The organism is Streptomyces xylophagus (assembly GCF_000716435.1).
Classification (GTDB): Bacteria; Actinomycetota; Actinomycetes; order Streptomycetales; family Streptomycetaceae; genus Streptomyces; species Streptomyces xylophagus.
The window spans coordinates 1-12,005 of record NZ_JNWO01000058.1 but is presented as its reverse complement, the minus strand read 5'-3'; the positions used below and the strand labels follow the sequence as shown (position 1 = coordinate 12,005).

At 71.9% G+C, this 12,005-nt stretch carries 12 protein-coding genes; 5 read left to right on the top strand and 7 right to left on the bottom strand.

Annotated elements, in window-relative coordinates; genetic code table 11:
• The 3 genes from OO70_RS49730 to OO70_RS49720 all read right to left on the bottom strand — a co-directional run.
• The coding region (locus OO70_RS49730) for a DMT family transporter (RefSeq protein WP_043688023.1) at positions 1–871 on the bottom strand (871 nt) is incomplete at its 3' end.
• A gap of 22 nt (positions 872–893) precedes the next feature.
• A complete protein-coding gene (locus OO70_RS49725) occupies positions 894–1,724 on the bottom strand; it encodes a helix-turn-helix domain-containing protein (protein ID WP_043688029.1) in 831 nt (276 codons plus the stop codon).
• A gap of 49 nt (positions 1,725–1,773) precedes the next feature.
• A complete protein-coding gene (locus OO70_RS49720; RefSeq protein ID WP_043688020.1) occupies positions 1,774–2,397 on the bottom strand; it encodes a TetR/AcrR family transcriptional regulator in 624 nt (207 codons plus the stop codon).
• Between the two features lie 58 nt (positions 2,398–2,455).
• On the opposite strand from OO70_RS49720, the gene OO70_RS49715 reads away from it, so the two are divergent.
• Both OO70_RS49715 and OO70_RS49710 read left to right on the top strand, forming a co-directional pair.
• On the top strand, positions 2,456–4,045 hold the full coding sequence (locus OO70_RS49715; RefSeq protein WP_043688018.1) for an FAD-dependent monooxygenase: 1,590 nt from the start codon (positions 2,456–2,458) through the stop codon (positions 4,043–4,045).
• Between the two features lie 34 nt (positions 4,046–4,079).
• Positions 4,080–4,631, top strand: a complete 552-nt coding sequence (locus OO70_RS49710) for a hypothetical protein (protein WP_043688016.1) — start codon at positions 4,080–4,082, stop codon at positions 4,629–4,631.
• Here the strand turns inward: OO70_RS49710 and OO70_RS49705 are convergent.
• Positions 4,582–6,012, bottom strand: a complete 1,431-nt coding sequence (locus tag OO70_RS49705; RefSeq protein ID WP_043688014.1) for an RNB domain-containing ribonuclease — start codon at positions 6,010–6,012, stop codon at positions 4,582–4,584. The genes OO70_RS49710 and OO70_RS49705 overlap by 50 nt on opposite strands.
• A 76-nt stretch (positions 6,013–6,088) precedes the next feature.
• Between OO70_RS49705 and yaaA the strand changes: the two genes are divergently transcribed.
• Complete coding sequence (yaaA, locus tag OO70_RS49700) at positions 6,089–6,871, top strand: peroxide stress protein YaaA (protein ID WP_043688013.1); 783 nt, start codon at positions 6,089–6,091, stop codon at positions 6,869–6,871.
• 126 nt (positions 6,872–6,997) lie between these two features.
• On the top strand, positions 6,998–7,636 hold the full coding sequence (gene eda, locus OO70_RS49695; protein WP_043688010.1) for a bifunctional 4-hydroxy-2-oxoglutarate aldolase/2-dehydro-3-deoxy-phosphogluconate aldolase: 639 nt from the start codon (positions 6,998–7,000) through the stop codon (positions 7,634–7,636).
• Here the strand turns inward: eda and OO70_RS49690 are convergent.
• From OO70_RS49690 to OO70_RS49680, 3 genes are read right to left on the bottom strand one after another with little or no spacing between them, the layout of a single operon-like run.
• The gene (locus tag OO70_RS49690) at positions 7,611–9,083 is read right to left on the bottom strand and encodes a bifunctional RNase H/acid phosphatase (RefSeq protein WP_043688007.1); all 1,473 of its coding nucleotides are present in this window, start codon (positions 9,081–9,083) and stop codon (positions 7,611–7,613) included. The genes eda and OO70_RS49690 overlap by 26 nt on opposite strands.
• 41 nt (positions 9,084–9,124) lie before the next feature.
• On the bottom strand, positions 9,125–9,868 hold the full coding sequence (locus OO70_RS49685; protein WP_043688026.1) for a zinc ribbon domain-containing protein: 744 nt from the start codon (positions 9,866–9,868) through the stop codon (positions 9,125–9,127).
• Positions 9,865–10,755, bottom strand: coding sequence for a Nif3-like dinuclear metal center hexameric protein (locus OO70_RS49680; RefSeq protein WP_043688004.1), 891 nt, complete (start codon positions 10,753–10,755; stop codon positions 9,865–9,867). The genes OO70_RS49685 and OO70_RS49680 overlap by 4 nt, the downstream gene beginning before the upstream one ends.
• A gap of 198 nt (positions 10,756–10,953) precedes the next feature.
• Between OO70_RS49680 and OO70_RS49675 the strand changes: the two genes are divergently transcribed.
• Positions 10,954–12,005: hypothetical protein (locus OO70_RS49675; protein WP_043688001.1), on the top strand; the 1,052-nt coding region annotated here is incomplete at its 3' end.

Genomic DNA, 12,005 nt, shown 5'->3' with positions numbered 1-12,005 from the left:
CGTCAGATGTGTATAAGAGACAGGCCGTAGCCAGCACCGACCCCGCCAGAATCAACATGAAAGCCACCCCGATCCCCACCGTCAGCCTCTCCCCCAGGAACAGCGCCCCCGCCGCCACCGCGACCGCCGGATTGACGTACGTGATCACCGTCGACCGGGTCGGGCCGACCTCCTTGATCAGCTCCAGGAAGGCCACGAACGCCACCGCCGTGCAGATCACTCCCAGACCGGCGAGGGAGGCCAACACCTGAGCCGAGGGCACCGTGGACGGCCACGTCAGCGCCGCCCCCGGTGCGTACACCAGCGCCGCCAACGCCAGGCACGGTGCCGTCAGTTGCAGGGTCGGGACGTCCTTCAGGTGGCGCGCGGCGATCAGCGGGGCCGTCGCGTAGCCGAGCACCGTCAGCAGCACCTCCACCAGCGAGCGGGCGTCGCCGCCCGTCAGGTGCGGGACCGTGAGGACCGTGACCCCGGCCAGGCCCAGGGTCAGGCCGGCCACCCGACGCGTCCCCAGCCGCTCCGCCTCGCCGAAGAAGCGGGCCATCAGCACGCCGACTATCGGTACCCCCGCGATCAGCAGGCCCGCCGTCGAGCTGGACAGGTGGCGTTCCGCGTCCGTCAGTGTGAACCACGGGCCGATGATCTCTATGCACGCGAAGGCCAGCATCGGGCGCCAGTGCGTCCGGATCGTGCGGGTCGGGCCGCCCTGTCGTAGGGCGAAGGGCAGCAGGAGTACGGCGCCCAGGGCACAGCGCGTGAAGACGACCATGGACGGGGAGAGCGGGGCGTCCACCGCCACCTTGATCATCAGGTAGGGGATGCCCCAGACCACTCCCATCAGGGAGAACAGGAACCAGCCGCGTGCAGTCATACGGCGAGTCTGTGGCGCCCTCTCATCCGGCGTCTTGAACGCTGTTGCGGTACGCCGCCGGCGTCACCCCCAGCACCCGCCGGAACCAGCGTGTCAGATGCGCCTGGTCCGCGAAGCCCACCTGTGCCGCCACCTCGGCGGGACGTCCGCCCGCCTCCAGCAGGCCGCGCGCCCGCGTCACCCGGTGCTGGGCGAGCCAGGCGTACGGCGGTATCCCCATCGTCGTACGGAAGGCGCGGAGGAGCTGGTAGCGGGACAGGCCGAAGTCCGCGGCCAACAATGTCAACGAGGGGGGCGCCGTCAACTCGTCCGCCAGGCGGTCCCGTACCGCGTGGGCCACCCACGCCGCACCGGGGATCTCGTCCGGCGTCGGGCGGGACGTCGAGTGCCGGCGGGCCAGGGCCGTCAGCAGCCACGGGAGGCGGGACTCCACCTCCAACGGGTCGGGGCAGGCGCTGAGTTCGGTGTGCGCGATGCGCAGGGCCGCGGCGAGTTCGGGGTCGTCGAGGAGGGGTTCACGGAAGTGCGGGTGGCCGCCGCCGAGGATGCCGTCCGTCAGCAGTGCCGGCGCGGCGTAGAGGGCTCGGTAGGCGTAGCCGTCGGTGGTGCTGCCCGGGCCGCCCGTGTGCATTTCGCCGGGCTCGAGGACGACGATGGAGCCCGGGGTCGCACGGATGTGGCCGCCGCGGTAGTCGATGAGTTCCGCGCCGCCGACGCAGACGCCGATCGTGAACTCGGCGTGCGCGTGCGGGGCGTAGACGTGCCGGTCGAAACGGGCGGTCAGGAGGTCGAGCGGCGGGCCGCAGCGGCCCAGTCTCGCCCTCGTCCACAGCGCCTGCTCACGTGCGCTCACCGGCCGCACCCCCTTCCCTCCACAGGGTGCAACGCTCCGGGGCCGAATGTCATGCCGGGGTGAGCGCCCGCTCCAACACGTCGAAGGCCGCGCACAACCGCGCGCGATGGTCTGCTACGAGGCCTGCCGCGTCCTCTCCCGCGAAGACGCGGCGCGCGGTGGCGACGTAGACCGTGCGGTACGCGGCGATGGTCAGGGCCGCCATGAGGGCCGGGTCGGGGGTGTCCGGGGCGGTCTCGGTGAGGGCGGTGGTCAGGGCGTTCTCGATCTCCTCCAGGGCTTCGCGGCCCCGGGCGCGCAGGGCGGGTGAGTCGGCCACGACCTCCCAGAAGTCCGGGAAGCCGCTGTCGGGGCCTGCCAACGGGTGGCGCCGGTCGAGGAGTTCGAGGGCGAGGCGGCGGAGCGCGGCGAGCGGGGTCTCGCCGGGGGCGCGGTGGCGTACCGCCCCGCTGAACATCTCGACGGCCTCCGGGATGCGGTCGAGGAACAGGTCCTCCTTGCGCGGGAAGTAGTTGAAGACGGTCATCGTGGATACCTCGGCGGCCCGCGCGACCTCCGCCACCGACACCTGGTCGAAGCCGCGCTCCCTGAACAGCGCCGAGGCGACGTTCGAGATCCGCTGCCGCGTCGCCCGCTTCTTGCGCTCCCTCAGCGGCAGCTCGGCCGCACCCATGCTCTCGCTCACGAGAACAGTGTAGCCAACATAATTTTTTAGTGACTACAATCTTGGCATGAGTACTGACACGCACACCCCCACGAACACCGACACGGACTACGACGTCGTCATCGCCGGAGCCGGGCCCATCGGGCTGCTGCTGGCCTGTGAGCTGCGGCTCGGCGGAGCGCGGGTGCTGGTCGCGGAGCGGCTGGCCGAGGTGGACGAGACGATCAAGGCGGGGGGCATCAACACCCTTACCGCCGTGGCCCTTTACCGGCGGGGGCTGTTGCCCGCGCTGGTCGAGGTGCAGGAAGAGACGGTGAACGGCATGAAGGAGTTCATGCGGGCGCGGGCCGGCGGTGCCGGCAAGGACACCGCCCCGCCGCCGAAGTCCGCCGGGCACTTCGCCGGGATCACGCTGAGGGCCGATCTCCTCGACGGGTCGGACCCCGCCTTCGCGGACCTCGGTCCGGCAGGTGACGTCGGACGGTTCGTCCCGCAGGCCCCGCTGGAGCGGCTGTTCGGCCGGCGCGCCGACGAACTCGGCGTCGAGGTGCGCAGGCAGGTCGAGTTGACCGGTTTCGACGCCGACGAGGACGGGGTGACCGTCCATCTCGCTCCCGTGGACGGCTCCGCGCCGCGGGCCGTGCGCGCCGGCTGGCTGGTCGGCTGCGACGGTGGCCGCAGCCTCGTGCGCAAGCTCGCCGGGATCCCATTCCCGGGCACCGCACCGGAGATCACCGGTTACCAGGCGATCGCCGACATGACCGGCACCGAGGGACTGCGCAGCGGCTGGAACGCCACCGACACGGGGATGTACACCTACGGTCCGATGCCGGGACGGATGGTCAGCATCGAGTTCGACGGACCGCCCGCCGACCGCCGATCCCCCGTCACCACCGAGGAGTTGCAGGCAAGCGTGCGCCATGTGACCGGGGTCGACGTCACCGTGCACAAGCTGCACTCGGCGACCCGGTTCACCGACAACTGCCGCCAGGCGGAGACCTATCGCTCGGGCCGGGTGCTCCTCGCGGGCGACGCGGCGCATGTGCACTCGCCGTTCGGCGGGCAGGGGCTCAACCTCGGTGTCGGGGACGCGATGAACCTCGGCTGGAAGCTCGCCCTGGTGGTGAGCGGCCGGGCGCCGGTGGCACTGCTGGACACCTACACGGCGGAGCGGCATCCGATCGGCGCCTGGGTGCTCGACTGGACGCGTGCCCAGATCGCGGCGATGCGGCCCGACGCGCACGCACGTGCCCTGCGCGGGATCATCAGCGACCTCGCGGGGACGCCCGACGGCGCCACGTACTTCGTCAAGCGGATCTCCGGCGCCTGGCAGCACTACGACCTCCCCGGCGACCACCCGCTGACCGGCCGCAGCGCCCCCGACCTCGAACTCGCCGACGGCACCCGCCTCGCCGACCACCTCCACACCGGCCGCGCCCTCCTCCTCGACCTCACCGGCGACCCGAAACTCCGCTCCCGCGCGGCCGGTTACGAGGGCCTGGTGGACGTCCTCACCACCACCTGCCCCCAACGGCCGGAGCTCGCGGGGCTGTTGGTGCGGCCGGACGGGATCACGGCGTGGGCGGCGGACACGGATGACGCCCAGGATCCGGGCGACGCACTGGAGTTGTGGTTCGGCGCGCCCGCTGGCGCTTGACCCTCCCGCGACGTCAGCATTTGTACTGACCCTCATGTGGACCAACTGGGCAGGCGGCGGGCGGGTGTTCGGGTATGCGCGGGCGCGGCGGGCCCTGGTGGCCGGGTCGGTGCTCGCGTGCGTACTGGAGACACTCACCATGTCGGTGCTGCTGCGGAACTGGCCGGTGCTCCACCAGCTGGTGCCGGTCCTGGGCCTCTGCGCGGTCGCGTCCGTCGCCGCCCTGCACGCGTCCTCCGTCGCCCGTCCCCACCTGCTGGACACGGACACGGATGCGCTACGGCTGCGGCGGGCCGCCCGCGCCGATGTGATCGTCCCGCTGGGTCATATCGCCTCCGCCGAGGGCGAGTTGCGTGCGGCCCGCCGCCGCGCCGACGGCGAACTCGACCTCCCCGTCGGCTTCCGCACCTCCGTCACCCTTCAACTCGCCCAGCCCATCGCCCACTTCACGCTCCTCGGTCGGCGGCGGGAGGTCGACACCGTCCGCTTCCACGCCGACGATGCCGAGAGCGTCGTAGCGACCCTTGTGCAGGCGGTCAAGCAGGCGCGAACCGTACCTTCGTCGTGCCCGGGTCTGCCTGGGTGAGGCGGACCCGCAGGCGCTCGCCCAGGGGGAGCGGGGTCGTGCCGCCTTCGAGGCGGGCGACGACGGCCGGGGTGTCCAACTGGACCTTCCCCACGGTGGGTTGGTGTTCCTCGACGTCCACCACGTAGCCGTCGAAGAGGTCGCCGACGCGGTCCTTGAGCAGGGCGGCCTCGACGATGTCGACGCACTCGCGCTCGACGGTGCCCGCGAGGCGGGTGCCGTCGGCCATCTGTTTGGGGAGGGCGTCGAGGCCGGCCAGCACCCAGGCGGGTGGGTTGCCGGGGGCGAGGCAGAGTTCGGAGGCGTAGCGGTCGACGAGGCGTCGTAGCGGGGCCGTGCAGTGGGTGTAGGGGGCGGCGACGGCCGCGTGGGTGGTGATCGGCGGGAGGTTGCCGTCGCGGAAGACCGTGTAGCCCGCGCCGCGCAGCAGGGTCGTGCACTCCTGGAGGAAGGCCGCGTGGTGCGGGAGGTGCGGGTCGAGGGAGCGGATGAGTGCGGCGTACGACATGTGGTGCGGCCAGTCGATGTGCAGGGCGTGCGCGGTGCGGTGGAGGCGGCCGACCGCGCCGTCGGGGGCGGCGGGCAGGGTGCGCAGGACGCCCGTGCCGTGCGTGAGCATCAGGTCGGCCGCGGCCATGCCGGTGAGCAGGGAGATCTGGGCGTTCCAGCCGTCGGCGGGGAGCGGGGCGCGGTAGGCGAGTTCGTAGGTGTGATCGCGCTCGACGATCTCCTGTTCGGGCACGTTGAGGGAGATGCCGCCGCGCTCGACCTCCAGGCGTTCGCGCGCCTCGCCGATGTCCTTGAGCAGCGCGAGCGGCTCCTCGGCGGTGCCCGCGTCGATCCGCCGCTGCGCGGTCGCGTAGTCGAGTTTCGCCCGGCTGCGGACGAGCGCCCGGCGGACGTCCACGGCGGACGTACGGCCGTCCGCGTCCAGTTCGATCGTCCACAGCACCGCCGGGCGGGTCACGTCCGGCAGCAGACTCGCGGCGCCCTCGCTCAGCAGGGGCGGGTGCAGCGGGGTCTTCTCGTCGGGAAAGTAGAGGGTGGTCACGCGGCGGTGGGCCTCCGCGTCCAGTGCCCCGCCGGGGGCGACGAAGGCGGCCACGTCGGCGATGGCGTACCGGACCCTGAAACCGGAGCCCCTGCGGGACAGGTGCATCGCCTGGTCGAGGTCCATGGACGTGGGCGGGTCGATGGTGAAGAAGGGGATGTCGGTCGCGTCCTCGGCGGGCGGCACCGGGGCCTTCGCGGCCGCTTCCGCCTCCGCGAGTACCTCCGGCGGGAAGGTCTCGGGCACGCCGAGTTCGGTGCGGAGGGCGGTGAGGGCGGCGCGGAGCGGGGCTTCGGGGGTGCCGGTCACCCGGATGCGGCGGCTGGGCATGACACGAGCGTAGGCACAATCCGCAGGCCCGCACCCTTTACGCTGGCGCAGCACCCACCGTAAGGAGAAAACCACCGTGCTCGTCCTGCTGCCGCCCTCCGAAGGCAAGGCCTCCTCCGGCCGCGGTGCCCCGCTCAAGCCCGAGTCCCTGTCACTGCCGGGACTCACCGAGGCCCGCGCGGCCGTACTCGACGAACTCGTCGACCTGTGCGCGGCCGACGAGGACAAGGCACGCGAGGTGCTCGGGCTGAGCGAGGGGCTCAGGGGCGAGATCGCGAAGAACGTCGACCTGCGGACCGCCGGCGCGCGGCCCGCCGGGGAGATCTACACGGGTGTCCTCTACGACGCCCTCGACCTGGCTTCGCTGCCCACAGCAGCGAAGAAGCGGGCCGCGCGCTCGCTGCTCGTGTTCTCCGGGTTGTGGGGCGCGGTGCGGGTGACGGACCGGATTCCGTCGTACCGCTGCTCGATGGGGGTGAAGCTGCCCGGGCTCGGGGCGCTGGGTGCGCACTGGCGGGCGCCGATGGCGGACGTGCTGCCGGAGGTGGCCGGGGAGGGGCTCGTCCTCGACCTGCGGTCCTCGGCTTACGCGGCGGCGTGGAAGCCGAAGGGCGAGGTCGCGGGGCGGACGGCGACCGTACGGGTGCTGCATGCGCCGACCCGGAAGGTCGTCAGCCACTTCAACAAGGCGACGAAGGGGCGGATCGTGCGGAGTCTGCTGGCCGCGTCGGGTGCGCCGGGGACGCCGGGTGAGCTGGTGGAGGCGTTGCGGGACCAGGGGTATGTGGTGGAGGCGGAGGCGCCCGGGCGGGCGGGGCAGGCCTGGTCGTTGGATGTGCTGGTGGACGAGATTCACTGAGCGCGTCGGCTTTCAGCGGGGGCGAGCAGGCGTTTTTCAGCGGGGGCGGGTGGGCGTTGCAGCGCTTGCGTTGCATTGTGTGCAATGACCTTTGCGCAGGTTGCATCGCCTCGGCAAGATGACGTCATGGCTTTCTCCTCCCTGCTCGATCTCGCTCCGGTGCTGCCCGTCGTCGTCATCGAGGACGTCGCCGACGCGGTGCCGCTCGCGCGGGCGCTGGTCGCGGGTGGGCTGCCGGCGATCGAGGTGACGTTGCGGACGCCGGTCGCGCTGGAGGCGTTGCGGGCGATCGCGGGTGAGGTGTCGGGGGCGGTGGTCGGGGCCGGGACCGTGCTGACTCCGGGGCAGGTGAAGGAGTGCGTGGGCGCGGGGGCGCGGTTCCTTGTCAGTCCCGGGTGGACGGAGCTGCTGCTGGAGGCGATGCAGGGGTCCGGGGTGCCGTTCCTGCCGGGGGTGTCGACCACGTCCGAGGTCGTCGCGCTGCTGGAACGCGGGGTGCGGGAGATGAAGTTCTTCCCGGCTCAGGCGGCGGGCGGTACTGCGTATCTCGCCTCGCTGGCAGGGCCGTTGCCGCAGGCGCGGTTCTGTCCTACCGGTGGGATAGGGGTCAACTCCGCGCCGGAATACCTGGCGTTGCCCAACGTCGGCTGTGTGGGCGGTAGTTGGATGATCCCGGCGGACGCGGTGGCCGCGCGTGACTGGGGGCGGATCGAGGCGCTGGCCCGCGAGGCCGCGGCGCTCAGCGCAGGTGGGACGTGTCGTTGAACAGCCGTACGCTCGCGTTGCCGTCCGCGTAGTACGCCACCGTCGAGAGGGAGGCTGCCGACAGTTCCATGCGGAACAGGGACTCCGGCGGGGCGCCCAGGGCTAGTTGGACGAACGTCTTGATCGGGGTGACGTGGGTGACGAGCAGGACGGTGCGGCCGGCGTAGGCCGCGATCAGCTTGTCGCGGGTGGCGGCGATGCGGGTTGCCGTCTCCGCGAAGCTCTCGCCGCCGCCGGTGGGGTGGGCTGTCGGGTCGCCGAGCCAGGTGGTCAGGTCGTCGGGGTAGCGCTCTCTGACCTCGGCGAAGGTGAGGCCCTCCCAGGCGCCGAAGTCCGTTTCTCGCAGGCCCTCTTCGATCGTCACGTCCAGGCCGAGGCGGTTCGCTACGGCTGCGGCGGTCTCGCGGGTGCGGGTGAGGGGGGACGCGATGATGTGCTGGATGGTGCCTCGGGCTGCCAACGCGGTTGCGGCTCGGGTGGCTTGGTCCTGGCCGACGGGTGAGAGGGAGGGGTTGGTGCCGCCGCTGCCGGAGAAGCGTTTCTGGGGGGTTAGGGGGGTTTCGCCGTGGCGGAGGAGGACGAAGGTGGCGGGGGCGCCCATGTCTGCGGGGGCCCAACCGGGGGTGGGGGTGGCTACGTTGCGGGCGGCGCGGGTGTCGGCGGTGGTCTTGTCGGTTGTCGTCATAGTGCGGGTGAGTGGGGGCTGGTCGCGCAGTTCCCCGCGCCCCTTAAAAGCCTCGCCTGAGCCTGCACTGGAGGGCTGGTCGCGCTCGCGCGGCGGAGCCGCATGTGTCACAGCCCCGCGCCCCTTAAAAGCCTCGCCTGAGCCTGCACTGGAGGGCTGGTCGGGCTCGCGCGGCGGAGCCGCATGTGTCACAGCCCCGCGCCCCTTAAAAGCCTCGCCTGAGCCTGCGCTGGAAGGCTGGTCGGGCTCGCGCGGCGGAGCCGCATGTGTCACAGCCCCGCGCCCCTTGGGTGTCTCGCCCGAGCCTGTGCTGCGAAGTTCCGCCGTGGAATCCGCCGCCGACCACTGCTCGCCGCGCTTCCCCGCGTCCATCGCCTCGTTGGCCAGCCTGTCCGCGTGTTTGTTCTTCTCCCTGGGGATCCACTCGTACGTCACCTGATCCGGCGGGAACACCGCACCCGCCTCCGCCGCCAAGGGCTTCATGTCGGGATGTTTGATCTTCCAGCGGCCCGACATCTGCTCTACGACCAGCTTGGAGTCCATGCGGACGTGGATGTGGGCGGTCGGGTCCAGGGTGTGGGCGGCGCGGAGGCCGGCCACCAGGCCCCGGTACTCGGCGACGTTGTTCGTGGCGATGCCGATGTACTCGGCCGCCTCGGTCAGGGTCTCCCCCGTCGTCGCGTCGATGACCACGCTGCCGTAGCCCGCGGGTCCCGGGTTGCCCCGGGAACCGCCGTCGGCCTCGACGATGAACTCCCGCACCGCGAACGCTCCTTGAGCTGATTCTTGAGCTGATTGACGACTTACAGGCCCGACTCCGACGTGCGCACCAGGATGCGGCGGCAGTTCTCGCAGCGGACCACCGTGTCGGGGGCCGCCGCGCGGACCTCGTTGAAGTCGGTGATGGCGAGCTCCTGGCGGCAGCCCTGGCAGGTGCGCTGGTAGAGCTTGGCCGCGCCGATGCCGCCCTGCTGCTGGCGGAGCTTGTCGTAGAGCTTGAGGAGGTCCGCGGGGATCGTCGCCGAGATGACCTCGCGCTCCTTCTCGGCCGTGGCCTCGTCGGCGTCGAGGGTCTCGTAGGCGGCGTCGCGACGGGCGGTCGCGTCGTCGATCTTGCCCTGCACGGAACCGACCCGCTCGGTCAGTTCGGCGGTGCGCTCCTGCGCGGACTCACGGCGCTCCATGACTTCGAGGACGATGTCCTCCAGGTCGCCCTGGCGCTTGGCGAGGGAGACGATCTCGCGCTGGAGGTTCTCCAGGTCCTTGGGGGACGTGACGGCACCCGAGTCGAGGCGCTGCTGGTCGCGGGTGGCGCGCTGGCGCACCTGGTCGACGTCCTGCTCGGCCTTGATCTGCTCGCGGGCGCAGTCGCTCTCCTCGGTCTGCACGGCCACGAGCAGGTCGCGCAGCTGGGTGAGGTCCTTGGTCAGCGAGTCGATCTCGGCGTGCTCGGGCAGGGAGTTGCGCTTGTGCGCGAGCTGCGAGAGGCGTACGTCGAGGGCCTGGACGTCGAGAAGTCGGATCTGGTCGGCGGGCGCGGCGTTCAGTTGGGGGCTCCCATTGAGTCTGGTGTGGCGGTGGACGCCGCGTGGGCGGTCCAGGGGTCGGTGACCGTCTTGGAGACGTGGACCCTGAGGTCCCATCCCTCGCGGTCGGAGATCTCGTCGAGCTGGGCGGCGGCCAGCTCGCACCAGGGCCACTCGGTGGCCCAGTGCGCCGCGTCGAGCAGCGCGAGAGGTTTTTGGGGGGTCTGAGAGTTTTGGGCGCGGGCCTCTGATACCGGGTGGTGGCGGAGGTCCGCTGTGAGGAAAGCGTCTACGCCTGCCGCTCGTACGTCGTCGAAGAGGCTGTCGCCGGAGCCGCCGCTGACCGCGACCCGGTGGACCAGGGCGTCGGGGTCGCCCGCGACGCGGATGCCCTGCGCCGTGGCGGGTAGGCGCTCGGCGGCGCGGGCCGCGAGGTCGCGGACGGTCAGGGGGTGGTCCAGCTCGCAGATCCGGCCCAGGCCCCGGCGGCCTTCCGGATCGGTCGGGTCCGGTACGAGCGGTCCTACGACCCTGAGGTCCAGCGCGCCCGCGAGGGCGTCGGAGACTCCCGGGTCGGCGCGGTCGGCGTTGGTGTGGGCGACGTGCAGCGCGATGTCGTGCTTGATCAGGGTGTGCACCACGCGGCCCTTGAAGGTGGAGGCCGCGACCGTGGTCGTACCGCGCAGGTAGAGGGGGTGGTGGGTGACCAGCAGGTCGGCGCCCAGCTTCACGGCCTCGTCGACGATCTCCTGCACGGGGTCGACGGCGAACAGCACGCGGGTGACGTCCTGTTCCGGGTCGCCCACGACGGTGCCGACCGCGTCCCATGACTCGGCCCGCTCGGCGGGCCACAGCTTCTCCAGCGCGGCGACGACTTCGGACAGGCGGGGTACGGACTGACGGGGCACGAGGAAAGGCTACCTGGCCGGGCTGAGGGGCTGAACCGCTGAAGGCGGCCTATGACGGCCTGCGGCCCCGTTCAGCACACCCGCCCCGGTTTCCTCAGGCGAATCGTTACTTGGCCACCCTTATGTGTGATCCGGATGCTCATCGGTCCCACGTCCGTACGTGCGAAAACTAGTTTCGTCGCCGGAGGTGACCGAACCATGACGGCCTGTGCGATCGAGCCCACAGCGGCGGACGAGGACGTGGACGGGGACGAGTGCGGGGGGACGCGGACCGATGACACCACGTGTGTGATCACCGCGGACGGGGCGTACGCGGCCCGCCTCGCGCCGGCCGGCGACTGCCTGTTCCCGGAGCGGTGGACGCTGGACGGCCCCGAGCCGTACGCCGTGCCGCTGCCCGGCAACCAGCCGGAGGAGCCCGGCAGCGAGGTGCAGCCGATGGGCGACGGGCGGGTGCTCATCCGGCGGCTGGTCGACGGGCGGCACGCGTTCTCGCTGCTGTACCCGACCGGTCCGGGCACGGGTGAGCTGCTGCTCGGCGCGATCGAGTGCCCGGACCCGGACACCCGGCTGCGGCTGCTGCCGCCGGCGCCGGGGGGCGAGAAGGCGTACGCCCTCGCCGTGGGCCGGCGGTCGACGGCGGTGTGGCTGGTGGCGGGGGGTGCCTTCGGGCCCGAGCATCTCGCGATGGTCCCGGGGCGCTGTTCGGGCGGGGTCTGGCTGGACCGGGCGGGCCGGATGCTGGCCCTGGACCGGGAGGTCGGCGGGCGGACCAAGGCGATCGTGGTGGATCTGGAGCGGGACGGGGAGGTGTCGCCGCTGCTGCAGATCGCCGCGGACAGCGACGACCGGCTGCTGGCGGCCGATCCCGACAGCGGGCTGCTCCTCATCCGCTCGGACGCGCCCTCGCCGGGGCGGGGGGACCGGCTGGGCTGGGGGGTCATCGGCTCCACGCTGCCGGTGCGGTTCCCGGAGTGCCTGCGGCTGCCGGACTGCACGGTGACGCCGTTCGCGATCCAGCCGGGGCAGGTGCTGATGCCGGAGAACTGCGGGGTGGCGCTGCGCATCGACGGCCCGGCCGGCACCTGGTTCGCCGTGTGGCGCCCGGCCGAGCGGCAGCTGCTCCAACTCCCGGCGCCCGAGGGCTGGTTGGCGGGTGCCGGGCTGTGGACCGAGGACGGGGTGCTGCAACTGCCGTACGCCACACGGGATGTGCCTGTCTCTTATACACATCTGACGCTGCCGACGAC

What these genes read in the sequence shown, in the direction of transcription:
- OO70_RS49710 (WP_043688016.1), top strand. Translation starts at nt 4,080, where the DNA reads ATGTGGACCAACTGGGCAGGCGGCGGGCGGGTGTTCGGGTATGCGCGG.
- OO70_RS49715 (WP_043688018.1), top strand. Translation starts at nt 2,456, where the DNA reads ATGAGTACTGACACGCACACCCCCACGAACACCGACACGGACTACGAC.
- OO70_RS49705 (WP_043688014.1), bottom strand. Translation starts at nt 6,012, where the DNA reads ATGCCCAGCCGCCGCATCCGGGTGACCGGCACCCCCGAAGCCCCGCTC.
- OO70_RS49720 (WP_043688020.1), bottom strand. Translation starts at nt 2,397, where the DNA reads ATGGGTGCGGCCGAGCTGCCGCTGAGGGAGCGCAAGAAGCGGGCGACG.
- eda (WP_043688010.1), top strand. Translation starts at nt 6,998, where the DNA reads ATGGCTTTCTCCTCCCTGCTCGATCTCGCTCCGGTGCTGCCCGTCGTC.